The sequence below is a fragment of the Mesorhizobium sp. P3_A2 genome, from assembly GCF_056403115.1.
Genome location: NZ_JBFUGC010000012.1, coordinates 108505 through 133301, shown reverse-complemented (window position 1 = coordinate 133301; position 24797 = coordinate 108505). Strand labels below are relative to the sequence as shown.

Genomic DNA, 24797 nt, shown 5'->3' with positions numbered 1-24797 from the left:
CTTGACCGCAGCATCGTCGAAGGACACCACCATGCATGGCAAGGCTCTGCCCTATCTGCTGCTGATGCCGGCGACCTTGTTCCTGTGCGTCTTCTTCCTCTACCCGTTCGTGCTGGTCGCCTTCGAGGCAGTGACCCGTGACGGCGTCTTCACCCTCGACAATTTCCGCACCATGGCCGGCAGCTGGAAGTTTCCGGTCACGGTGCGCAATACGCTGCTGCTGGCGGCCATCGTCGTGCCTATCCAGCTCGCCATGGCGCTGCTGATGGCCTCGGTGGTGTCGCGGCTGGAGACCGGGCGCAGTATAGCACTCTACATCTTTGCCATTCCGCTCGGCATTTCCGATCTCGCCGCCGGCCTGATCTGGCTCGCCATCTTCGACCAGTCGGGCTTCCTCAACACGCTGCTCTCCAGCCTTGGCGTCGTCGACAGGCCGATCATGTTCCTTGGCTACCAGAGCAAGCTCACCATCTTCATTGCCGTGGCGCTGGCCGAGATCTGGCGCGCCACCGCCATCATGATGGTCATCCTCGTCGCCGGCATGGGACTGATCCCCAAGGAATATTACGAAGCCGCGGAAGTATTCGGCGCCGGGCCGTGGAAGCGGTTCGTGCGCATCACGCTGCCGCTGCTGCGCCCCAGCCTGCAGACGGCGATCATCCTGCGCGTCATCCTCGCCTTCGAGGTCTTCGCCGTGGTCGCCGCCCTTGGCGGCACCAATCTGCCAGTGCTGATGGGCGAGACCTACAATTGGCAATTCACGCTGCAGGACCGCAATGTCGCCGCCGCCTCGGCGCTGCTCATCCTCGCCATCTCGATCGGCTTCACGCTGTTCTTCCTCAGGGTGCTGCGTGTGCCCAAGGAGGCGCGCATATGAGTGCGGTCACGCAAACCCCAGCCGCCGCAAGCGTCGATGCCCGTAAGGCCGGCGACTGGCTGCTCGTCGCCACCGTCATCCTGCTTGGCGTCTGGGTGCTGCTGCCGATCTATCTCCTGATCGTCAACGCGCTGTCGTCGCCCGAACAAGTGACCGCCTTTCCCAAGCGCTTCTTCCCGTCCTTCGATACCGGCAGCCTGTCGTTCTTCATCAATTTCGCCGGCGTCGCCAGGGCGCTGTGGAACTCGGTTCTGGTCGCCACGCTGACGATGATCCTGTCGATCGGCTTCGGCGCTCCGGCCGGCTACGCGCTGTCGCGCTTCGATTTCCCTGGCAAGGCCACGTTCCGTTTCCTGGTGCTGATGACGCGGGCTTTCCCGCTTCCGCTCTTGGCGCTGCCGCTGGCGGTGATGTTCATCCGCACCGGCCTCGACGACACCGCGATCGGCCTGGCGCTGGTCCACACCACGCTGGCGCTGCCCTTCGCGGTGCTGATCACCTTCTCACTGTTCTCAGGCATTCCGGTCGAACTGGAGGAGGCCGCCTGGACGCTTGGCTGCACCAGGCTGCAGGCGTTTCGCAAGGTAATCCTGCCGCTGGCGCTGCCTGGTATCGCGGCGTCGGCGGTGTTCGCCTTCACCATCTCCTGGAACGAGGTGTTTGCTGCAGCCGTGCTCACCATCGAGAACCGCACGCTGACCGCCTTTCTTCTGCAAAGCCTCGGCGAGTCGCCGCTTTATCTCAAATTCGCCGGCGGCGCGGCTCTGGTCGTGCCGGCTCTGATCTTCATCTTCGCCGTCCGCAAATATCTGTTCGCCATGTGGGGGATTGCCAACCGATGACACGCGACACGGAGAGGGCTCATGGCTGAAATCGCGATCAAGGGCGTCGCCAAGCGCTTCGGCGGCTTTACCGCGCTGCATCAGGTCGATCTCGCCATCGCTGACCAGGAATTCATGGTGCTGCTCGGTGCCTCCGGCTGCGGCAAGACCACGCTGCTCAGGATCGTGGCCGGGCTGGAGACACCGAGCCAGGGCGAGGTCTGGATCGGTGGCCGCCGCGTCGACCATCTGCCGCCGCGCGAGCGCGGCATCGCCATGGTGTTCCAGAACTACGCCGTCTTTCCGCATCTGACCGTGTTCGAGAACATCGCCTTCGGCCTGCGCATGAAGAAGCTGCCGCAGGCCGACGTCGAGCGCCGCGTCAACCGCACCGCCGAGCTCATGCATATAGAGCAGCTATTGAAGCGCTATTCCGGCCAGCTGTCCGGCGGCCAGCGCCAGCGCGTCGCGGTTGCCCGCGCGCTTGCAATGGAGCCCGATGTCATCCTGATGGACGAGCCGCTGTCCAATCTCGACGCGCTGCTCAGGCTCGAAATGCGCGCCGAGCTCAAGGGCGTGCTGGCGGCGTCGAAGACCACCACCATCTATGTCACCCACGACCAGGTCGAGGCGATGAGCCTCGCCGACCGCATCGCCGTGATGCATCAGGGCCGCATCGTCCAGGCTGCGTCGCCGGTCGAGGTTTACCGCAACCCGGCCGCCCGTTTCGTCGGCTCCTTCATCGGCAACCCGCCGATGAATTTCATCCCGGCGACCAAGGCCGGCAACGGCAGCTGGAGCGTCGCCGGGCTGACGCTGCCTGGCCCGAAATCGGACCGGCCGACAATAGAATTCGCCATTCGCCCCGAGGATGTCGACGCCGGCAGCGAAGGGTTGCACGCCACCGTGCGGGTCATCGAGCCGCTCGGGCCGCACACGCTGGTCACCTGCGATGTCGAGGGCGGCCTGTTCCGCGCCATCCTGGAATCGAATGTCGGCGTCAAGGTTGGCGAGCAGCTGCGGCTGGCGCCCAAAGCCGACCGCATCCGCTGGTTCGATCCCGAAACCACCAACGCCCTTTAAGGAACGAATGCCTTCCATGACTTCTCCAGCCGTCGACGAAACCATCGCCCGCGCCGTCGAGGTGCTGAGGGAAAACGACCAAGGCGCCTACACCATACCGACCAAAGGCCTTTACCCCTTCCAGTGGAACTGGGATTCCTGCCTGACAGCACTTGGCCTCGCCCATTACGACGAGGCGCGCGCCTGGACCGAGATCGACACTTTGTTCGCGCATCAATGGCCGGACGGCATGGTGCCGCACATTGTCTTCCATGTCTGGAGCGACGGCTATTTTCCCGGACCCGATGTCTGGCGAACCAATCGCCCGACCGCCACATCCGGCATCACCCAGCCGGCGGTCGCCGGCTTTGCCGTGCGCCGCCTGTTCGACCGCGCCAGGGACAGGAAACTGGCGGCCGAGCGGGCGCATGCGCTGCTGCCGAAGATCGACGCCTGGCATCGCTGGTTCTATGAGAACCGCGACCCCAAAGGCGAGGGGCTGGTCGCCATCATCCATCCCTGGGAATCCGGCCGCGACAATTCCATCGACTGGGACGACGCCTTCGAGCGCGTGCCGACCGAAGGCGTCGAGCCCTACACCCGCCGCGACATTCTGCATGCCGATCCGGCGCATCGGCCGACCAAGGCGCAATACGACCGCTATCTCTGGCTGCTGCAGCATTTTCGTGCACTCGGCTGGGACAATGCCAGGCTGCACGACGCCTCGCCATTTCAGGTCGTCGATCCCGGCTTTAACGCCATCCTGATCCGCGCCTGCGCCGACCTTGCCGATCTCGCCGAGGCGCTGGGCGAAACCGAGATCGCCGAAGCCAACCGCGCTTGTGCCCAAAAGGGTCTGGCGGCGATGGAGCGGCTGTGGAGCGAGGCGCACGGCCAGTATCTCTGTCTCGACCGCACCACCGGCACGCTGATCGACAGCGCCTCCGTCGGCGGTATCCTGCCGGCCTTCGCAGGCATTCCGGAACGTCGCGTGGCTGCGCTCGCGGCGCGCGTTGAGCGCCTTGCCGGCAGAGCGCGCTATGTCGTGCCCTCGCACGATCCCGACGATCCGCGCCTCGACGCCAAGCGCTACTGGCGCGGCCCGGTCTGGCTGGTCGTCAATTACATGATCGCCGACGGCCTCGCTGCCGCCGGCCATGACGACGTCGCCCGGAGCATCACCCAGTCCAGCCTCGAGCTGATACGGGAGAGCGGCTTTGCCGAATATTACGACCCGCTCACCGGCGAACCATTAGGTGGCGGCCGCTTCACCTGGACGGCGGCAATGGTGATCGAGTTTTTGAGAGGGGCGTGAGCTTGATCTCCCCCCTTGTGGGGGAGATGTCCGGCAGGACAGAGGGGGGCGCTGTCCCGCCGGCTTCTCAATGGAGCAAATGTAACCTCGGGCTGTTCCCGCGTGGTGCTGGGCGAGCACGGTTGGCGTTCCTTCGCGCCCCCCTCTGCCCTGCCGGGCATCTCCCCCACGAGGGGGGAGATTAGCCAATCACCCAAACTTCGGATCAAGGCTGCCCGACTTATACCGCTTGGCCATCTCAGCAACCGGCAGCGGCTTGATCTTCTGCGCATTGCCGGCAGTACCGAACTGCTCGAAGCGCTCCTTGCAGAGCTTGCGCATGGCGGCCATGGCCGGTGTCAGATATTTGCGCGGATCAAACTCGCTTGGATTTTCGGTCAGCACCTTGCGGATGGCGCCGGTCAGCGCCATGCGGTTGTCGGTGTCGATGTTGATCTTGCGCACACCATGCTTGATGCCGCGCTGGATCTCTTCCACCGGCACGCCCCAAGTCGGCTTCATCTGGCCGCCATATTTGTTGATGATCTCCTGCAAATCCTCCGGCACCGAGGACGAGCCGTGCATGACCAGATGCATGTTTGGCAGGCGGCGATGGATCTCCTCGATCACGTTCATCGCCAGCACCGCGCCGTCCGGCTTGCGCGAAAATTTGTAGGCGCCGTGGCTGGTGCCCATGGCCACCGCCAACGCATCGACATGGGTGTCCTTGACGAACTCCACCGCCTGTTCCGGATCGGTCAGCAACTGGTCGTGGCTGATCGCGCCTTCGACGCCGTGGCCGTCCTCCTGTTCGCCGCCGCCGCTTTCCAGCGAGCCGAGCACGCCGATCTCGCCTTCGACCGAGACACCGCCCCAATGCGCCATGTCGACGACGCGCTTGGTGATGCCGGAGTTGTAGGCGTAGTCGGCCGGCGTCTTGCCGTCCTCTTTCAGCGAACCGTCCATCATCACCGAGGTGAAGCCGTACTGAATGGCGGTGACGCAGGTGGCTTCGTTGTTGCCGTGGTCGAGATGCATGCAGACCGGAATGTCGGGATGGATTTCGACCAGCGCGTCGATCAGCTTGGCCAGCACCACGTCATTGGCATAGGCGCGGGCGCCGCGGCTTGCCTGCAGGATGACGGGCGACTTTGTCTCCTCGGCCGCCTCCATGATGGCGAGACCCTGTTCCATATTGTTCATGTTGAAGGCAGGTACGCCGTAGCCATATTCGGCGGCGTGATCGAGCAATTGTCTCAGTGTTATGCGAGCCACCCAATAGTCTCCCGTATCTGGTTTCAAGCGCAACGTCGCGGGGCCGGCCGGTTGCCGGCCGGCCCCCGATGCTTCTGGCCGGATTTCGCCAGAACCGCAACCGTCAGTGGCCGCTTGGGCCGCAATTCTTGTTGCAGGGCTGAAATCCGGGCATTTTTGATGGGTCAGGCGGCGATCGACGCCCGCGCCGCCAGGATCTCGACGCAGGCATTGGCAGCTTCCTTGCCCTTGACCGTGAAGTGCTCGAAGAAGAAGCGGTGATGCTCGGCGCTGTCGTGATAATTGTGCGGCGTGAGCACCGCCGACAGCACCGGCACGCCGGTCGACAGCTGCACATTCATCATGCCGTCCAGCACGGCGCCGGCCACGAAATCGTGGCGATAAATACCGCCGTTGACGACGAAAGCGGCGCCGAGGATCGCGGCGTAGCGGCCGGTCTCTGCGAGTGTCTTGGCATGCAGCGGGATCTCGTAGGCGCCGGGCACGTCGAAGACATCGACGGCAAAGCGCCCACCGCCGAGCGCGGCAAGCTCCGCCTCGAAGGCCTGTACGCACTGGTCGACAATATCGGCGTGCCAGCGCGCGCGAATGACGGCGACGCGGTAGGTTTCGTAGTCTTTCGGGGTATGCTGATTCATGGGTCCATCCTTCCGTTTCGAACCAGAATCAGGACGCACGACGCAAAAACCGGCCCGCGAGCGAGCCGTCCCTTGCGATCGTTCTCTTTCATCCGGACTGTAACCGTCGGCTCCGGAATCGCACCGGATCTGCTGACCCTCCCGTTGCCGGAAGGCGCTCGCGGGCTTGGGCCGAAACCCTCACCGCCGGTGGGGACTTTCACCCCGTCCTGAGAACATTAACGGGGGAGATATGGAGGGGTGGGAAGGGGCTGTCAATTGGGAGCGCTGATCTCCCCCCTTGAGGGGGAGATGGCCGGCAGGCCAGAGGGGGTCGTCTCGCGCGGAGTGCTAGCGTCATCTGTCGATGCTGGGAGGTCGCGCCAGGACGCACCGACCCCCTCTGTCGCCTTCGGCGACATCTCCCCCTCAAGGGGGAGATTATCCCCGCTCGGGGAACATCGCCTTCAACCCCTCGCGCGAAGCCTTGGCCACACCGCGCTCGGTGATCAACCCTGTCACCAGCCGCGCCGGGGTCACATCGAACGCCGGGTTGGCTGCCTGCGTCGCTTCCGGCGACACGCGCACCTGCGCTATTCTGCCGTCCGCCGTCTTGCCCCATACCAGCGACACCTCGTCGCCGGAGCGCTCCTCGATCGGGATTTCGGCCAGCCCGTCCCCCACCGTCCAGTCGATGGTGGGCGAGGGCAGGGCGACATAGAAGGGGACGTCATTGTCGGCCGCAGCGAGCGCCTTGAGGTAGGTGCCGATCTTGTTGCAGACATCGCCATTGGCCGTCGTGCGGTCGGTGCCGACGATCACCATGTCGACTTCACCATGCTGCATCAGGTGGCCGCCGGCATTGTCGACGATCAGCGTGTGCGGCACGCCGTGGCCGGCCATCTCCCAAGCGGTGAGCTGGGCGCCCTGATTGCGTGGCCTGGTTTCGTCGACATAGACATGAACCGGAATGCCGGCCTCGACGGCCAGATAGATCGGCGACGTCGCGGTGCCGTAATCGACCGTCGCCAGCCAGCCGGCATTGCAATGGGTGAGGATGTTGACCGGCTCGCCCGGCTTCTTGCGCGCCGCGATCTCCTTGATGATCTTCAGGCCGTTCTCGCCGATGGCGCGGTTTAAGTCCACATCCTCGTCGGCGATCTCGGCGGCGCGCCGGTAGGCGGCTTCGGCCCGCTGTCCCGGTGCGAGCGGCTTCAAGGAGCGCCGCATCTCGTCCAGCGCCCAGCGCAGATTGATCGCCGTCGGCCGCGTCTTGTTCAGCGTCTCCCACACCGCGTCGAGCGCTGTGTCCGACGGATCCTCCGCCATCTGGATAGCGACGCCATAGGCGGCGGTGACGCCGATCAGCGGCGCGCCGCGCACCCACATGTCGCGAATGGCGGTGGCGATGCCGTCTACCGAGCCGATCTTTTCCACCCGGAACTCATGCGGCAGCCAGCGCTGGTCGATGATCTCGACCGACCGCTTGTCGTCGCTCAGCCAGATGGTGCGGTAATGGCGCTCGCCAACGTTCAAATGCTGCTCTCCCGTTCGATCAGCGCGGCGAGATTGTTGACCTCGTCAATGCTGTAGATTTGCCGCCGATTGACGGCAATGTGGCGTCCGAACTTCAGCGCCTTGGCCTCGCAGGAGGCGCGCAAATCTTCGTATTCAATGGTCTCGAAGTCGGCATTGTGGGCGAGGCCGAGAATGCGGCGATGCACTTCGATGCCGGCAAAGCCCAAGAGGTCGGTCCAGATCTGGTGCAGCACATGGTCGAGCGCCTGCTCCGAGGCAAGGATGTCGCCCTGATCCTCGAACAGGCTCTTCTGATAGAGCATGCCGGTGCGCTCGGTGCGCCATAGATGCGAGAACTCGGCGCGGAACACCGCCCAGGTCTCCGCCGTCACCCCGAGCAGATAGGCGCGCATGGTGTCACGCTTGCCGTTCTGCTCATGGCCGCGCTGCGAGAAGAAGGACATCCAGAAATTGGCCAGCAGCATGCCGACGTCAAAAGCCATCGGACCGTAGAAGGCGAACTCGGGATCGATCATCCTTGTCTCGGTATCGGTGACCATGATCGAGCCGGAATGCAAATCGCCATGCAGCAGCGTCTCCGCATTGGCGGCGAAGATATGCTTCAGCCGCTGCGCCTCGACCTTGAGGTCGCGGTCGGCGCGCAGTTCGGCCACCAGGCCGTCAAGCTGCGGCGAGGTATGCCGGTTCAGCTTGGCGTCGAAATAGGGGTCGGAAAACACCAGATCCTCGGTGATGCCGCAGAGCTCGACATTGTCGGCGAACAACGCCAGATCGGCCTTGCGGTCCTTGGTCGGCATGGAGAGATCGGAGCCGCGGAACAAGGTGCGGGCCATGAACAGGCCGATATCCCTGGCGATGTTCGGCAGCTGGCGGCCGTCGATCAGGGCGCGGCGCAGGATGATGTGCGGCGGCGCCAGATATTCCATGATGATCAGCGCCTGGGCCTCGTCGAAATGGTAGATCGCCGGCACCGAGCCCGGCGCACGGGCTTCCTGCCTTGTCAGCGCGTGGTACTCGAAGAAGGAGCGTTTCAGCGGCAGCGGCCAGCTGTCGCCGACCAGGCGGACATAGGGCAGGGCCTGCTTGACGACGGTCGCGCCCGAGGCTCCCTCGACGATGAAGACGAGGTTCAGATTGCCGTCGCCGACCTCGCGCACCTTCCAGGCGCTCATGTCCTTGCCGATCCTGGCGCACAGCGCTTCGTTGGCGCCGAGGCGCGTTGCAAGCGTCTCCACCGACAGTGCTTCGAACGGCAATTTTCCAGTCATTCCTCACCCTCGCGCTTGGTCGCTCCGATCATAGAGGAGCGATGGCGGCGGGGCCAAGCTAGGAACCTGTCTGGCAATTGTCAATCGAGTTGACAATTGATGACATAGCCCATAGCGTCATCGTCAGGGAGGAACGAATGGGCAATGATGCCGTGTTCCGCGTGGACGGGCTGAGGAAGTCCTTTGGCCATATCGAGGTGCTTGGCGGCGTCTCGCTCGAATTGCATGCCGGTGAGATCACCGTGCTGATGGGCGCCAATGGCGCCGGCAAATCCACCCTCGTGAAAATCATCAGCGGCGTCTACGACCATGCCGGCGGCACCATGCGCCTTGCCGGCGATAACTTCGCGCCGAACACGCCGGCCGAAGCGATCCGCGCCGGTGTCGTCACCGTGCACCAGAATATCAATGACGGCGTTGTCGCCGATCTCGATGTCGCCACCAATCTGACGCTCGACCGGTTGAGTGGCAAAGGCGCGTCGCTGCTGTTCAAACCTGGCCGCGTGCGCCGGGAGGCGAGGGCGGTCGCTGACCGCATGGGGCTCGCCATCGACCTCAGGGCCCGCGTCAGCGATCTGTCGCTGGCCGACCGCCAAATGGTAGCGATCGCGCGCGCCATGGCGCATCAGCCGAAAGTGCTGATCCTCGACGAGCCGACCTCGTCGCTGTCCAGCGCCGAGGCCGACAGGCTGTTTTCGCTGCTCGATCGGCTGCGCGAGCAGGGCGTCGCCATCCTCTACATCTCGCACCGCATGTCGGATATCAGGCGGCTGGCCGACCGCATCGTCTCGATGCGCGATGGCGTCATCTCCGGCGTCTTCGATACCAAGCCGCTCGACTATGAAGGCGCGGTCAACGCCATGCTCGGCCGCAAAATCCATCTCGACCGGATCGAAGCGAGGAATTCGGCCAAGCCGATCCTGACCATCGAGGGCCTGCGCATCGCGCCGGGCGCCCGGCCGATCTCGCTGACGCTTGGCGATGGCGAGGTCGTTGCCGTCACCGGCCTCGTCGGCGTCGGCAAGACCGCACTGGCCGAGACGCTGTTTGGCCTGCGCAAGCCGCTCGCCGGCACTATGAATTTGAACGGCAAGCCCTACGCGCCTGACACAACGGGCGAGGCCATCGCGGCGGGCGTGTTCCTGGTCGCCAAGGACCGCGGCGAAAACGGCATTGTCGGTGGCTTCAATATCCAGGAAAACATCAGCCTTCCCTTCCATAAGCGCATGTCGCGCTTTGCCGTTCTCAAGCGCGGCCTCGAGCGTGCCACGGCCCGCCGCCAGATCGAGGACCTCGGCATCGTCTGCCGTTCCGAGAAGGATGAAATGACCACGCTGTCGGGCGGCAACCAGCAGAAGGTGATGGTGGCGCGCTGGATGGCGCAGGACGCGAGACTGTTCATCCTCGACGAGCCGTTCCAGGGTGTCGATATCTCGGCCAGGCGCGACATTGCTGCCAAGCTGCGGGCAAGCGCCAATGGCCGCGCCACGCTGTTGTTTGTCACCGAGCTCGACGAGGCATTGGAGACCGCCGACCGTATCCTGGTGATGTCGGAGCAGACCATCGTCGGCGAACACCGCAACGCCGATGTCGACCTCGACCGCCTGCTCGCCGAAGTAGCGGGCGGACCGCTGCACAGCGCGGCCTGAGCCAAGATGATTGAAGAACTGACGACGGGAATTGGAATGAAGCGCATGGGTTTGAGTTGGGTATTGACGGCGGGCGCTGAATGACGCTGCGCGACTACGCCATCCGCTATGGGTTCATCGTGCTTCTGTTCGGCCTGATAGCGTATTTCGCCATTGCCGCTGACGGGTTCGTTTCGCCGCAAAGTGCTGTGTTCATTTTCCAGTCGGTTGCCATCACCGGCGTGCTGGCGCTCGGCGTTACCGCCACGCTTGTCGTCGGCGGCTTCGACCTGTCGATCGGGTCGGTCGCCACATCGGCCATGATGGCGGCGGCCTATGTCATGGTCGTGCTGGAGCAGAACGTTGTCGTCGCCGTCGTCGTCTGCCTGCTCATTGGCGCCATTGTCGGCCTGATCAATGGCTGGCTGATCGTCTATATGCGCGTGCCCGACCTGCTGGCGACGCTCGGCATGATGTTCCTGCTCGTCGGCCTGCAGCGCATCCCGACCGAAGGCCGCTCCATCGCCACCGGCATGACCATGCCCGACGGCTCCGTCGCCAACGGCAAATTTGCCGACGCCTTCCTGGCGCTTGGCCGCCACCGCTTCGACTTCTTCATTCCGAACCTCATCCCGGTCTCGGTGGTCGTGCTCATCGTGCTTGCCGTGATGATCTGGTTCTTCCTCGAATACACGCGTTTCGGCCGCATGATGTATGCCGTCGGCTCCAATGAACGTGCCGCCGAACTCGCCGGCGCGCCTGTCAAGGCATACAAAATCTGGGCCTACGTCATTTCAGGAGTTTTTGCCTCGATCGGCGGTATTTTGCTCGCCGCACGGCTTGGACGCGGCGACATCGCCTCGGGTAATAATCTGCTGCTCGATGCGGTTGCCGCGGCGCTGATCGGCTACGCGGTGCTCGGCGCCGCCAAGCCGAACGCCTTCGGCACCGCCGTCGGCGCGCTGTTCGTCGGCATCTTGCTGCAAGGCCTGACGATGATGAACGCGCCTTACTACACGCAGGATTTCGTCAAGGGCGTGGTTCTGGTCGTCGCCCTTGTCTTCACCTTCGCCCTTTCGGGCAGGGGTCGGAGATAGTTCTGGCCGGAACAGGATTTCGAGTTCAACAAACGGAGGAAAAAACGTGAACATCACAAGACGACTTCTGGGGAAGGTCGCGCTCGGACTGGCCGGCGCAACAATGCTGATGCAGGTCCCGGCCCTTGCCGGAGACAAGCCGGCGCCGTTCGACAAGCCGGGCGTCAAGATCGCGCTGGTGCGCTATCTCTCGACCGGCGATTTCTTCCAGGCCTATCTCTCGGGCGTCGAGTCGCAGTCGAAGGCGCTCGGCATCGATTTGCGCGTGCTCGACAGCCGCCAGGACGCGGCCCTTCAATCCGACATGGTCGACCAGGCCATCGCGCTCGGCGTGCAGGGCATCATCATCCAGCACGGCCTGACGGAATCGATGAAGGACGCCGCCCAGCGCGCTGTCGACGCCGGTATCAAGGTAGTGGCCTTCGACGTGAATGTCGAAAACCCCAAGATCCCGCAGATCGAACAGTCCGACAAAGACCTTGCGCGCCTCGCGCTCGAGCAGGCGGTCAAGGACAATGGCGAGAGCTGGGACGCCGGCTATGTCTATGTCGCCGGCATCGCGCCGCTCGACCGCCGCAACGAGACCTGGGTCGACGTGAAGAAGAAATATGCCGGCATCAAGGAAGTCGCGATGTTCGGCACGCTCGACAACCCGATCGCCAACTCGGTCGCCAACCAGGCGCGCTCGGTGCTGCAGGCGCATCCCGATATCAACGTGATGTTCGCGCCCTATGACGAGTTCGCCAAGGGTGTGAAGATCGCCGTCGACGAGGCGGGGCTGAACAAGAAGATCAAGATCTATTCGGCCGACATTTCGACCACGGATATCGCCGCCATGCGCGAAACCGACAGTGCTTGGGCAGCCACCGCCGCTACCAACCCGGCCGTCGTAGGCCAGGTCTCGGTGCGCGCGCTGGCACAGCTGCTCGCCGGTGAGGACCCCGGCCACAACGTCATCGTGCCGCCGACGCTGATCACCCAGAAGGACCTGATCGACAAGGACATCAAGAACATGGAAGACCTGTCGGCCAAGCTGCCGCAATTCGCCCATGCCGATGTCGCCATGCCGGCCTGGATGCCCAACCCGAACGCAAAGTAGCGTTCGGGTCAGCGAAAGCTTTCGGATCGCAAAGCAAGGCTGTTGACTATCGAAGTCGGCGCCGCCCCTCATCCGCCTGCCGGCACCTTCTCCCCGTATAGCGACGGGGAGAAGGGAACTGGCCGCGACGCCGGCGCCTTTCTTGCAACGCCGGTGATTGGCGAAACCCGCGATGACAGCGCCCCTCTCCCCGTCACTATACGGGGAGAGGATGCCGGCAGGCAGGTGAGGGGCAGCGCCGACGTTTGAGAGACTAGCGCGCGTTCTTGGCCACGCTATCGAGTTGGCGAGGTGCTTATAACTTCATCATGTCCGCCGGGCACGCGCCAACCCATGCGTCACCAGCCGGTCGATCACCTCCGGATAGCTGACGCCGCTTGCAGCCATCGCCTTGGCGTACATGCTGATGTCGGTGAAGCCGGGGATGGTGTTGAGCTCGTTGATCACAAATGTCATGTCCGGCATCAGGAAAAAGTCCACGCGCGCCATCGCGTCGCAACCGAGGGCTCGGAAAGCCTTTGCCGCCATGGCGCGCATGGCGGCCTCGACCTCCGACGGCAACTCGGCCGGCACCATCAATGCCGCGCCATCCTCGTCAATGTATTTGGCGTCGTAATTGTAGAAGCCGTGGCTTTCTGCCGGTACGATCTCGCCCGCCCGCGAGACGAAGAGTTCGCCTGCGGCGTCTTCCAGCACGCTGTATTCGATCTCGCGGCCGCGAATGAATTCCTCCGCCAGCAGCTTACGATCGTGCTGGAAGGCTTCGCAAAGCGCCCGCTCGAATTCCTGGCTGCCATTGACCTTTGCCACGCCGACGGACGAACCCTGCCGCGCCGGCTTGATGAAAATCGGCAGGCCGAGCTGGTCTTCCAGCACGGCGAGCGAAGGCGCTGCACCCTCCTCGATCGTCACCGAGCGTGCGACAGGCACGCCGGCTGCTTTCAGCAACCGCTTGGCGACGTCCTTGTCGAGCGCGGCGGCGGATCCGAGGATGCCGCAGCCGGCGAGCGGCACGCGCGCCACCGCGGCCAGCCCTTGCACCGCGCCGTCCTCGCCATGCAGCCCATGCAGCACCGGAAACAATATATCGATGGCCGGCAGGTCGTGAGGCGCGCCCTTGGCGGGGATCGCCAGCATCCGTCCATGTCCGCCGGGCACCAGACAGAGCTGCGTGCCGTCGGACGGCGTCGCCAGCACGCCGTCCTTGAAGCGGCTCAGCAGCCACTGTCCTTCGCGTGTGACGAAGATCGGGATGGCATCGTATTTCGCCGGATCCAGCGCGGCCATGACATTGTTTGCTGAAAGCAGCGAAACCTCATGCTCGGCGGAGCGCCCGCCGAAGAGCACGCCGATACGAAGTCTTTTCGCTGCCATCGATTACTCCACCAAGGATCAGTTGGGGCTTGCATGCGAAACGCCAGGCGCCCCAGAAACTGGTCAAGCAATAAGCGAAGGATTGGAGTGGGATTTTGACCGGTTCGAGCAGTTTTTCAGCACGACGTGCGAAAACGGTTTTCCGCCTGGAGTCCGTCAAGACAGGAGGTGGAGCGGTTCGCCGTTTTGGTGAAACGATGAACCGGTTCTATGTTCAACGCAGCGCCGCCGCGATGTTGCCGCCGTCCACCGTCGTCACATCTGCGGTGGTGCGCTCGGCCAGCGCGTGATGCAGGAAGGCTTGCGCCACGTCGTCGGCTGTCACTTCCTGTCCGAGCAGATTACCGGACATGTATTCCTTCTCCGACACGCCGCGCGCGCCCGAGCGGCTGGCGATCATGGCGTCGGTCAACAGGCCGGAGCGGATGCGGTCGGCGTTGACGGCATTGGAGCGGATGCCGTGCGCGCCGTAGTCGAGCGCATATTGCCGGGACAGGAACAGCGTAGCCGCCTTCGGCACGCCGTAGGCACCGAATTTCGGGCCGGGATTGACCGCCTGCTTGGAGGTGTTGAACAGCAATACGCCGCCTGTCCCCTGTTCCAGCATGATGCGCACCGCGTTCTGCGCCGCCGACTGGTGGGCAAAGAAGTTGAGCTCAAAGCTCTTGCGCAGCAGGGCATCGTCGAGTTCACCGATGCGGCCTTCCCAGGCGGCGCCGGCATTGGAGACCAGAATGTCGACGCCGCCATAGACGGCGACCGCTTTGTCGAAGGCCGCGCGCATCTGGGCTGGGTCGGTGATGTCGGCGCCGACGCCGATCGAATTGTTGCCGGCCGCCTTGGCAGCTTCTGCAGCCTTTGCCGCGTCGAGATCGACGACGACCGCATGCGCGCCGTTGGCGGCGAAAAGCTTGGCCGTCGCGGCGCCGATCGCGCCGGCGCCGCCGGTGATCAACACCACCTGGCCGGTCAGCGGCTTCGGCTTGTTGGAGGCAAGCTTGGCTTGTTCCAGCGACCAGTATTCCAGCGGGAACAGATCGGCCTTGGACAGCGGATGGAAGCTGCCTACGGCCTCGGCGCCGCGCACCGCCTCGATCCACATCTCGCCGACATCCGAAGCGATCTTCGCATCCTTCAGCGTGCGGCCATGGCCGAACATGCCTAGGCCCGGCACCAACGTCAGCCGCGGCATCGGGTCGAGCATGGTGCGCTTGACGTCGTCCAGCGCATCATTGGTTTCGAAATAGGCGCGGTAGTCCCTGGCGAAGGCATCGACATGGCTCTTGATGACGGCCTTGTAGTCGCCAACCTTGTCGGCGTCCGGCGCCGGCACCGCCATTGGCCCGGTCTTGATGCGGATCGACAGATCGGGGGTCGACACACCGCGCGCGGCGTAGTCTGCAATGCCGGCCGAGTTGATGAAATCGACGATGGCGTCCGAAGTTCGGAAATCGCTGATCATGCGATCGAAGCGGCCTTCGCCGCGCGATACCGCCACGGCGCCGCGCAGCGTCGGTGCGATGGAGGCGGGCGTTGCGAGCTTTGCCGGCAGCGCCGCCTTGGCCGGCTGCGGTTTGCCATGCTTGGTGACGTAGTCTTCCGCCACGTTCACATAGTGGATCATCCGGTCATAGGCCTGCCTGGCGTCGTCGCCGAAGGTGAAGATGCCATGCTTGTCGAGGATCAGGCCCTCGACGCTCGGGTCGGCGTCGTAGACATCGGCCGCCACCTTGGCGAGATCGAAGCCCGGCTTGATGTAGGGCACGTAACCCATTCTGTCGCCGAACACCGTCTTGATCAGCGCCTTGCTGTCTTCCTGGTCGACGATGGCGAGGATCGCGGTCGAATGGGTGTGGTCGACGAATTTGTGTGGCAGGAAGGCGTGCAGCAGCGTTTCGACCGATGGATTGGGAGAGGCGGGATCGATCAGGTTCGCCCGCTGCAGCGCCACCATGTCCTCGTCGGCGAGGCTGTCCAGCGCGCGCGCTTTCAGCAGCGCGCCCATCTTCACCGCCGGCAGTCCTTGCGGCTCGATCACGCCCATGTCCCAGCCGCTGCCCTTGACGCACAGCACATCCCATTCGTCGCCGACAAGGTCGGTCGCCTTGGTCTTGCAGGAGGTGTTGCCGCCACCATGTAGCACCAGCCGCGGCTCGCCGCCGAGCAGCCGGGTCGTGTAGACGCGCAGCGCGAGGTCGCGGGCAACGCCCTTTTTCGCATAGTCGGCAACGAGCTTTTCCGCCTCGCCATCATTCCAAAGGTTCTTCATGTCGCTATGTCCGCTTTGCTGTCTTTGATGTTGCTGTGAACAGGAATGCCGCGACGCCTTGATGACAATGCGCCGGCTGCAGGGATTTCGTTTGTCAGGAAGCCTTTTTTGCCCCCGCACTGGCTCCGGCATGGTCGAGCAGCCGCCGCGCCATGCGCGCGCCGACCACCAGATGCGTGCAGAGCCCGCCGGCCAGCGCGGCCAGCAGCGGTTCGAACTTGCTGTCTTCCTGCACCACCATCAGGCGCTTTTCGATTTGGCGCAGCGAAGAAAGTGAGGCCGAGATGACGCGCCTGTTATAGCTGCAGTCGAGCGCCTTGCCGGCGGCGTCGATGATCTGGCCGGCGATGACGCCGGCCGCACCCGCCTCGCGCAACACCCCCATCTCGCCGGGGCTCAGCGCGCCGCATTTGACGACATGGCTGTCGGCGTCGACGGTGCCGACCGAATAGAGCGCCAGATCGCAATTGCTTATATCGGCCAATTGCTCGCGGATCACCGGCTCGGCGCGCAGCCCATGCGCCAGCAATTCCGTCGTCAGCACCAGCGGCGCGTAGAAATTCAGGCCCTTGGCGTTGAGCCGCCGCGCGATTTCCATCGTGCACTGATCGGGGCGGTAGGAGTAGGGCGCGCCGAGATTGCCGCAAAGCTGCACCACGGTGACGTCCTGCAGATCGGCATAGGACATGACGTCGGCGATGGTGTAGACGGTGCGGCCCCAGGCGACGCCGATGCGGTCGCCCTTCTTGACCAGTTCGAGAAAGACGCTCGCCGCCAGCACCGCAATATCAGTCGACGGATCTAGGACGTAGTCGTTTTCCGGCGCGATCCAGACGGCGTCGAGTTCGAGTGCGTCCTCGAGCTGGCGGGCGAGTACGTCGTCGGTGAACAGCTGCGTCGAGGTCGAGATGTTGACGATGCCGGTCTCGCGCGCCTTGCGCAGATACATGGCGACCGAGGCGCGGGAAATGTTAAGCTGGCTTGCGACCTGGTCCTGGCGCAGGCCATGGGCATAATAGAGCCATGCGGCCTTGTGGATAAGCTGTTCTGCCGGTCGGATCGCCATGCCGTCTCCTCGGCTGACATTATTCACGGCTCTCGACAAAAGTCAAACTGGCACGGGTACACGATGCCTTTTTGCCTGCCGAATCTGGATAATCATTGCACCAAATGTGCCCGGTCGGGATTCGCTGATGGTGACGTGGCCGGAACCTGTGTTTAGAAGTTCTCAATAAAAGAAAATTCGGGGAGAACGGGATGGGCAATCCCTACGATCAGGATCTCGGCAAGAACGCCGCCAACCACCAGCCGCTGACGCCGCTCACCTATCTGGAGCGGGCGGCAAGCACCTATCCCGACCATGTCGCCATCATCCATGGCAGCCAGCGCATCACCTATCGCGACTTCTGGCGGCGCTCGCTCAAACTCGCCTCGGCGCTGTCGAAGCACGGCATCGGCAAGGGCGATACGGTGACCGTCATGCTGTCCAACACGCCGCCAATGCTGGAGGCGCATTTCAGCGTGCCGATGACCAAGGCGGTGCTGCATTCGCTCAACACCCGCCTCGACGCCGCCGTCATCGCCTTCCAGCTCGACCATGCCGAGACCAAGGTGCTGATCGTCGACCGCGAATTTGCCGCCGTCGTCAAACAGGCGCTGGCGCTGGCAAAGGTCAAGCCGCTGGTCATCAACTATGATGATCCCGATTATGCCGCCGATGCGCCGTATCCGAAGGGCGAGCGCATCGGCTCGGTCGACTATGAGGAATTCGTCGCCGGCGGCGATGCGGACTTTGCCTGGTCGATGCCCGACGACGAATGGGACGCCATCTCGCTCAACTACACGTCGGGCACGACGGGCAATCCGAAGGGCGTCGTCTACCACCATCGCGGTGCTGCCCTGATGGCCTACACCAACACAATCCATGCCGGCATGGCCAAGCACGCCGTTTATCTCTGGACGCTGCCGATGTTCCACTGCAATGGCTGGTGTTTTCCGTGGACGCTGGCCGTCCAGGCCGGCACCCATGTCTGCCTGCGCTGGGTGCGGCCGAAGCCGATCTACGATGCCATCGCCGACCATGGCGTCACCCACCTTTGTGGCGCGCCGGTCGTCATGTCGGTGTTGATCAACGCCAGGGACGAGGACAAGCGCCACTTCCCGCAGACCGTCACCTTCAACACCGCGGCCGCGCCACCGCCGGAAGCCGTGCTGTCGGGCATGGCCGATGCCGGCTTTGCCGTCACCCATCTCTATGGCCTGACCGAGACCTATGGTCCGGCAGTGGTCAACGAATGGCATGGCGCGTGGGACGATCTCGACAAGGGGTCGAAAGCGCAGAAGAAGGCCAGGCAAGGCGTGCGCTATGCCGCACTAGAAGGCCTGACGGTGATGGATCCGGAAACAATGCAGGAGACGCCGGCCGACGGCGAGACCATCGGCGAGGTCATGTTCCGCGGCAACATCGTCATGAAGGGCTATCTAAAAAACAGGAAGGCAACCGACGAGGCCTTTGCCGGCGGCTGGTTCCATTCCGGCGACCTCGGTGTCATGCACCCTGACGGCTACATCCAGCTCAAGGACCGCTCCAAGGACATCATCATCTCCGGTGGCGAGAACATATCGTCGATCGAGGTCGAGGACGCGCTCTACAAGCACCCTTCCGTAGCGTCCTGCGGTGTCGTTGCCAGGGCTGACGACAAATGGGGCGAGGTACCGGTCGCCTATGTCGAGCTGAAGCCTGGCAAGGCGGCGAGCGAGGCCGAGATCATCGACCACTGCCGCGCCTTGCTCGCCCGCTTCAAGGTGCCAAAGGCGGTGATCTTTGCCGAGATCCCGAAGACGTCGACAGGGAAGATCCAGAAGTTCCGGCTGCGGGAAATGGCGAAGGGGGCTTAGGCGCGGCATTGGTACTCTTGCTGCGACCTCGACAATTTGTCGCGGGCCTCCGCGACTTCGTCATCCTAGGGTGGAGCAGTCGCGAAGCGACGTCGCGGAAACCCTAGGATCCATGCCGTCACCTTGCCGTGCGCCAGAAGCGAGAATGGCTGCGTCGGATGACAGATCGCTGGTCGGCGTAACCTATTGATCTGCCTTGCTCTTTTGCAGGCGTCGCGGCATGGATCCTAGGGTCTACGCCGCGTCGCTTCGCTCCTTGCTCCGCCCTAGGATGACGAGGCGCGAGGCGACTGCCGTCAGCCGACTGTCACCATCTGTCACCATTCGTACGCGTACGTCGATTCCGCATTGACACCTCGCTCTTTTGGATTTACGACTGACGAAAATTGAAATTCGTCACTCGTTAATTAACAGAGAGCTAATGTCCGAAGCCGCCAGCATAACGGTCGACGCCGCCCGCCAGGAGAATGTCACGCGCATTCTCGACTGCGCCGAGCGCCTGTTCCGCCACTATGGGTACGGCAAAACCAACGTTGCCGACATCGCCCGCGAACTCGGCATGTCGCCGGCCAACATCTACCGCTTCTTCGCCTCCAAAGTCGAAATCCACCAAGCCGTCTGCGGCCGCATGCTCCTCGCCAGCTACAATATGGCCTACGCGATCTGCCACCTGCCGATCAGTGCCGAGGAACGGCTGCGCCGCTACGTGCGTGCGCAGTACAAGATGACACTGGAAGTCATGCTCGACGACCAGAAGGTGCACGAGATGGTCATCGTCGCCCTCGAGCGCGACTGGGGTGTGATCGACAAGCATATCGACAGCATTCACGACCTGTTTGCCGAGGTGATCCGCGAAGGCATCGAGGCCGGCGAGTTTGCCGACCAGGATCCGGTCATCGCATCGCGCTGCTTCGGCGCCGCCACCGTCATTCTGTGCCACCCGCAAATGGTGGCGCAGTGCCTTGCCAAGACCAACCGGGCGATGCCCGACGACCTCATCGATTACGCAATCAAAGCCCTGAAATAACCGCCGCCCGCCGGGCGCCGGTGTCGACCGTTTAATCTCCAGTCGGGAGTACGAAAGTGTCTTTGTCCAGTTCCATCCTCCGCAATTTGCCTGCCGCCGGCCTGATCGTCGCCACGCTCGGGCTCGCCGCCTGCAGCCAGGAAAAGGCCGAAGTCCAGGACGTCATCCGCCCGGTCAAGGTGGTCGAGATCGGCCAGGCGCAAAACAGCCGCGAACTCGCCTATTCCGGCTCGGTGCGCGCCCGCACCGAAATGAATCTCGGCTTTCGCATCTCGGGCAAGGTCACCCAGCGCCTTGTCGACATCGGTCAGCATGTGACCACGGGCGACGTGCTCGCCCGCATCGATTCCACCGATTACGAGCTTTCGGTCAAGAGCGCCAAGGCCAGTCTCGATGCCGCCGAGCGGCAGGTCGAGACGGTCGACCTGACCCGCAAGCGCGCCGAGCAGCTCTATGCCAAGAATTTCACCTCGAAGTCGCAGCTCGAGCAGGCGACGCTGAGCTACAACCAGGCGGTGGCGAGCCGCGATGCCGCCCGTTCGACCCTTTCACAGGCGCAGAACCAGGTCGTCTACACCGATCTCAAGGCGAGCGAGAACGGCATCGTCACCGCTGTCAGCGCCGATGTCGGCCAGGTGGTCGGCGCCGGGACGCCGGTGATGACCGTTGCCGTCGATGGCGAAAAGGAAGTCTTGATTGCGGTTCCCGAAATGGACATCGCCGCCTTCAAACCAGGCAAGGATGTCACGGCCAGCTTCTGGTCCGACGATGCGCTGAAGCTCTCCGGCAAGGTTCGCGAAGTGGCCGGCAGCGCCGACCAGCAGTCGCGCACCTTTGCCGTCCGTGTCTCGCTGCCCGACGATCCGCGCGTGCTGCTCGGCATGACCGCCAACATCGAGGCTTCGGTGGCCAAGAAGCAGGAGATGGTGTCGATCCCGCTCAGCGCGCTGGCGGAAAAGGATGGCCGCAAGATTGTCTGGACCGTCGACCGCGCCGGCGAGACGGTGCACGAGCGTCCGGTCAAGGTTGCGGAGTTTACCGCCGACGGCGTCAGTGTCGCCGACGGGCTCAAGCCCGGTGATGTCGTCGTTGCCGCCGGCACGCAGTTCATGGCCGAGAATCTCAAGGTCAAGCTGACCGGCGATGCGGTGCAGGCCGCCTCTGCGGATGGCGACGCCGCAAAGGCGCTGCGCTGAAGGCAGGCGCATGAAGCCGGCTTGATCGTCGCTTCGGCGAAAAGGCTGGCGAAGCATTCAAGGTTTCCGGGCGGCGAGTGCCCGATGGTCAAGACGCCAAGGTCGAGTTCCCCCGCATCGATCCACGCGTCCCACCGCGATGAGAGTCTCTCCCGCTCGGAAAGCCTCGCCGCCCGGAAGCCAGCATCGGAATTCCCTGAAGCCGCATGCCAAGGGTATGCGCTCACGATCAACGAATTGGACTGACGCCGATGACCACCACCAACGACAGCAGTGAAAAGCGGCCTTTCAATCTTTCGCGCTGGGCCATCGGCCATCCCTCCATCGCGCGCTTCCTGTTCGGTCTGATCATCATTGCCGGCGGGCTCGGCCTGATGCGTATGGGCCAGAAGGAAGACCCCGATTTCACCTTCCGCGTCATGGTCGTCCAGGCGATCTGGCCGGGCTCCTCGATCCAGGAGATGGAGGATCAGGTCGTCAACAAGATCGAGCGCAAGCTGCAGGAAACGCCGCATCTCGATTTCGTCCGCTCCTACACGCGCGCCGGCAGCGCCATCATCACCGTCCAGATCAAGGGCGACACCAATGGCGAGGAGGTGAAGGACGCCTTCTACCAGGTGCGCAAGAAGGTCGGCGACATCTCAGGCGACCTGCCGCAAGGCCTGCTCGGCCCATATTTCAACGACGAGTTCGGCGACACCTTCATCACGCTGCATTCGATCAGCGGCGATGGCTACTCCTATCCCGAGCTGAAGAAGTTCGCCATCCAGGCGCGCGACATGCTGTTGACGACACCGGGCGTCGAGAAGGCTGTGATCATCGGCGACCAGCCGGAGAAGATCTATATCGACATTTCGTCCAAGGCGCTGGCCGAACGCGGCCTGACGCTGACCGATTTGCAGAACGCCATCAAGGGCCAGAACAATGTCGATCCGGCAGGCTCGGTCGACACCGGCCTGCGCTCGGTGCGCATCTCGGTCGAAGGCGACGTCACCAAGGCTGCCGACATCAGGGAGTTGCGCCTGCGCGCCGGCGGCCAGGTGACGCGTCTGGGCGACATCGCCACCGTGTCCTCCGGCCTCGAGGATCCCTATCAGCGCAAATACCGCTTCAACGGCCACGAAAGCGTCCAGGTCGGCGTCGTCATGGCCAAGGGCTTCAACGTCACCGATGTCGGCAAGGACGTCGAAGCAACCTACAAGCGCTTCGAAGAGGCGCTGCCCTACGGCGTTTCGGTCGACCAGATCTCCGACCAGCCGGAAGTTGTGCGCGATGCGGTGAAGGAGTTCATGGAGGCACTGGGCGAAGCGCTGCTGATTGTGCTTGCCGTCTCGCTGCTGTCGATCGGCTGGCGCTCCGGCCTGGTCATCGCCATCGCCATTCCGCTGGTGCTCGCCGCCACCTTCGCCATCATGTACGAGCTCGGCATCGACCTGCAGCGCATTTCGCTGGGCGCGCTGATCATTGCGCTCGGCCTGCTCGTCGACGACGCCATGATCGTCGTCGAGATGATGGAGCGCAAGCTGGAGGAGGGGCTGGTCAAGATCGAAGCGGCGAGCTTCGCCTATTCCTCGACCGCCTTTCCGATGCTGACCGGCACGCTGATCACCACCGCCGGCTTCATCCCCGTCGGCTTCGCCGCCTCTACGGCCGGCGAATATGTCCGCACGCTGTTTTACGTCGTCGGCATCGCGCTGGTCGTGTCGTGGTTCGTTGCGGTCTATTTCACGCCGTGGCTCGGCTACATGATCCTCAAGCAGCGCAAGCATGCCGGCAATCACCACGATGCCTTCGACACCGGCTTCTACCGGCGGCTGCGCGCCACGGTCGGCTGGGCGGTGCGCCATCGCATCATCGTTCTGGTGATGACGCTGGTCACCTTCGCCACCAGCCTGTGGGCGTTCCAGTTCATCCCGCAGAACTTCTTCCCGCAGTCGTCGCGTCCCGAAATCCTGGTCGATCTCTGGCTGCCCGAGGGAACCTCGATCAAGGAGGTCGAGACGCAGGCCAAGGCGCTCGAAGCCCGGATGATGGACGACAAGGACAAGCGCTTCATCGCCACCTATATCGGCGAAGGCGCGCCGCGCTTCTTCCTGCCGCTCGACCAGCAATTGCGCAACCCGAACTTTGCCCAGCTCCTGGTGATGGCCAATGACGAGCCGGCGCGCGAGCGGCTGATCCTCAAGCTGCGCTCAATCCTGGCGCAGGATTTCCCCTCGATCCGCTCCAAGGTCGATCGCCTATTCCTCGGTCCGCCGACCGGCTGGCCGGTGCAGATGCGCGTCATGGGTCCGGATCGGCAGGAAGTGCGCCGCATCGCCGACCAGGTGAAGGCCAAGTTCGCTGAAAATCCGCTGCTCGCCGCAGTCCATGACGACTGGCTGGAGCCGGTGCCGGCGATGAAGCTGGTCATCGACCAGGACCGCGCCCGTGCGCTCGGCGTCACCTCGCAGCGCATCCGCCAGATGCTGCAGGCGTCGATGTCCGGCGCGCCACTGGATGACTTCCGCGACGGCGAGGAGACGGTGTCCATCGTCGCCCGCGAACCGGATGCCAGCCGCAATCTGCTGTCGTCGGTCGACTCGGTCTATATCCCGACCGATTTCGGTGGCTTCGTGCCGCTGTCGCAGGTCGCCAAGGTGGTGCCGGTGCTCGAGCAGGGCGTCGAATGGCGGCGTGACCGCCTGCCGACCATCTCGGTGCGCGCCACGCTGCCGGACGGCGTGCAGTCGAACGACGTCGTCACCAAGATGTACAACGACATGCAAGGCATGCGCGCCGGCCTGGCGCCTGGCTACAAGATCGAGATCCAGGGCGGTGCGGAGGATTCTGCCGAGAGCCAGGCTTCGATCGCCGCCAAGGCGCCGGTCATGCTGGCCGTCATCGTCGTGCTCTTGATGATCCAGCTACAGCATTTCGGCAAGGCGATGCTGGTGCTGGCCACCGGCCCGCTCGGCATCATCGGTGCGGCGGCAGCATTGCTGATCAGCGGTGCGCCCTTCGGCTTCGTCGCTATCTTGGGCGTCATCGCGCTGCTCGGCATCATCATGCGCAACTCGATCATCCTGGTCGACCAAATCGACCAGGACATCGCCAGGGGCATGGATCGATCGGAAGCCATCATCGGCTCGGCCGTGCGCCGTTTCCGGCCGATCGTGCTGACCGCAATGACGGCGGTGCTGGCGCTGATCCCGATCTCGCGCGCCGTGTTCTGGGGCCCGCTCGCCTACGCCATGATGGGTGGCATCCTCGTCGCCACCGTACTCACCATCCTGGTGCTGCCGGCAGGCTACGCCCTGTTCTTCGGCCGTGAGCCGAAGAAGGCCAAGGAGCCGGCGGGCGAGGCGGTGCAGGACAATGACAGGCCGCAACTGGCCCTGGCCGCCGAGTAACCACCGCTGGCGCATAGGATGCGCTCTTGGAAAAATGCTACAACGCCGTACGTTTGACGTGCGG

18 protein-coding genes and 1 riboswitch are annotated in these 24797 nt (G+C 63.7%); of the genes, 11 read left to right on the top strand and 7 right to left on the bottom strand.

The genetic code is table 11. From position 1 onward, the window contains the following. Positions 1-31: 31 nt before the first annotated feature. Genes AC1DXM_RS25270 through AC1DXM_RS25255 form a run of 4 tightly spaced genes read left to right on the top strand, consistent with a single transcriptional unit; the run spans position 32 to position 4075 of the window. Positions 32-877, top strand: coding sequence for a carbohydrate ABC transporter permease (locus tag AC1DXM_RS25270; RefSeq protein ID WP_477237276.1), 846 nt, complete (start codon positions 32-34; stop codon positions 875-877). After that, positions 874-1719 carry a carbohydrate ABC transporter permease gene (locus tag AC1DXM_RS25265; protein ID WP_477237274.1) on the top strand — a complete coding sequence of 282 codons (846 nt, stop codon included), beginning with the start codon at positions 874-876 and terminating at the stop codon, positions 1717-1719. Before AC1DXM_RS25270 ends, AC1DXM_RS25265 begins: the two co-directional genes overlap by 4 nt. A 21-nt stretch (positions 1720-1740) precedes the next feature. Next, positions 1741-2781 carry an ABC transporter ATP-binding protein gene (locus tag AC1DXM_RS25260; protein WP_477237272.1) on the top strand — a complete coding sequence of 347 codons (1041 nt, stop codon included), beginning with the start codon at positions 1741-1743 and terminating at the stop codon, positions 2779-2781. Positions 2782-2797: 16 nt separating this feature from the next. Next, complete coding sequence (locus AC1DXM_RS25255; protein ID WP_477237270.1) at positions 2798-4075, top strand: amylo-alpha-1,6-glucosidase; 1278 nt, start codon at positions 2798-2800, stop codon at positions 4073-4075. 189 nt (positions 4076-4264) lie between these two features. On the opposite strand, the gene fba is transcribed toward AC1DXM_RS25255, so the two are convergent. The 4 genes from fba to mtnK all read right to left on the bottom strand — a co-directional run bounded on the left by fba (position 4265) and on the right by mtnK (position 8753). Further along, positions 4265-5329, bottom strand: coding sequence for a class II fructose-bisphosphate aldolase (fba, locus tag AC1DXM_RS25250; protein WP_013532928.1), 1065 nt, complete (start codon positions 5327-5329; stop codon positions 4265-4267). Positions 5330-5493: 164 nt separating this feature from the next. After that, complete coding sequence (locus tag AC1DXM_RS25245; RefSeq protein ID WP_477237266.1) at positions 5494-5967, bottom strand: 6,7-dimethyl-8-ribityllumazine synthase; 474 nt, start codon at positions 5965-5967, stop codon at positions 5494-5496. A 76-nt stretch (positions 5968-6043) separates the two neighbouring features. Beyond that, positions 6044-6188: riboswitch (FMN riboswitch) on the bottom strand. A 199-nt stretch (positions 6189-6387) separates the two neighbouring features. Beyond that, positions 6388-7482, bottom strand: a complete 1095-nt coding sequence (gene mtnA / locus AC1DXM_RS25240; RefSeq protein WP_477237264.1) for an S-methyl-5-thioribose-1-phosphate isomerase — start codon at positions 7480-7482, stop codon at positions 6388-6390. Then, positions 7479-8753: an S-methyl-5-thioribose kinase gene (mtnK, locus tag AC1DXM_RS25235; RefSeq protein ID WP_477237262.1), complete on the bottom strand. Its 1275-nt coding sequence runs from the start codon at positions 8751-8753 to the stop codon at positions 7479-7481. Before mtnK ends, mtnA begins: the two co-directional genes overlap by 4 nt. Before the next feature lie 137 nt (positions 8754-8890). On the opposite strand from mtnK, the gene AC1DXM_RS25230 reads away from it, so the two are divergent. From AC1DXM_RS25230 to AC1DXM_RS25220, 3 genes are all read left to right on the top strand, one after another. Further along, complete coding sequence (locus AC1DXM_RS25230; RefSeq protein WP_477237260.1) at positions 8891-10402, top strand: sugar ABC transporter ATP-binding protein; 1512 nt, start codon at positions 8891-8893, stop codon at positions 10400-10402. Positions 10403-10482: 80 nt separating this feature from the next. Further along, on the top strand, positions 10483-11478 hold the full coding sequence (locus tag AC1DXM_RS25225) for an ABC transporter permease (RefSeq protein ID WP_477237258.1): 996 nt from the start codon (positions 10483-10485) through the stop codon (positions 11476-11478). 46 nt (positions 11479-11524) lie between these two features. Beyond that, positions 11525-12577 carry a substrate-binding domain-containing protein gene (locus AC1DXM_RS25220; protein ID WP_477237256.1) on the top strand — a complete coding sequence of 351 codons (1053 nt, stop codon included), beginning with the start codon at positions 11525-11527 and terminating at the stop codon, positions 12575-12577. A gap of 306 nt (positions 12578-12883) precedes the next feature. On the opposite strand, the gene AC1DXM_RS25215 is transcribed toward AC1DXM_RS25220, so the two are convergent. The 3 genes from AC1DXM_RS25215 to AC1DXM_RS25205 form a co-directional block, all read right to left on the bottom strand. After that, positions 12884-13951, bottom strand: a complete 1068-nt coding sequence (locus AC1DXM_RS25215; protein WP_477237254.1) for a D-alanine--D-alanine ligase family protein — start codon at positions 13949-13951, stop codon at positions 12884-12886. A gap of 214 nt (positions 13952-14165) precedes the next feature. Then, positions 14166-16220 (bottom strand): bifunctional aldolase/short-chain dehydrogenase, encoded by a 2055-nt coding sequence (locus AC1DXM_RS25210; protein ID WP_477237252.1) that lies wholly within the window; start codon positions 16218-16220, stop codon positions 14166-14168. Positions 16221-16314: 94 nt separating this feature from the next. Continuing rightward, the gene (locus AC1DXM_RS25205; protein ID WP_477237250.1) at positions 16315-17286 is read right to left on the bottom strand and encodes a sugar-binding transcriptional regulator; all 972 of its coding nucleotides are present in this window, start codon (positions 17284-17286) and stop codon (positions 16315-16317) included. A gap of 191 nt (positions 17287-17477) precedes the next feature. Between AC1DXM_RS25205 and AC1DXM_RS25200 the strand changes: the two genes are divergently transcribed. From AC1DXM_RS25200 to AC1DXM_RS25185, 4 genes are all read left to right on the top strand, one after another. Continuing rightward, complete coding sequence (locus AC1DXM_RS25200) at positions 17478-19118, top strand: acyl-CoA synthetase (RefSeq protein WP_477237248.1); 1641 nt, start codon at positions 17478-17480, stop codon at positions 19116-19118. Between the two features lie 421 nt (positions 19119-19539). Next, a complete protein-coding gene (locus AC1DXM_RS25195) occupies positions 19540-20145 on the top strand; it encodes a TetR/AcrR family transcriptional regulator (protein ID WP_477237246.1) in 606 nt (201 codons plus the stop codon). A gap of 56 nt (positions 20146-20201) precedes the next feature. Beyond that, positions 20202-21341 (top strand): efflux RND transporter periplasmic adaptor subunit, encoded by a 1140-nt coding sequence (locus AC1DXM_RS25190; RefSeq protein ID WP_477237244.1) that lies wholly within the window; start codon positions 20202-20204, stop codon positions 21339-21341. 251 nt (positions 21342-21592) lie between these two features. Next, positions 21593-24733 carry an efflux RND transporter permease subunit gene (locus AC1DXM_RS25185; RefSeq protein ID WP_477237242.1) on the top strand — a complete coding sequence of 1047 codons (3141 nt, stop codon included), beginning with the start codon at positions 21593-21595 and terminating at the stop codon, positions 24731-24733. The last annotated feature ends 64 nt before the right edge of the window (positions 24734-24797 follow it).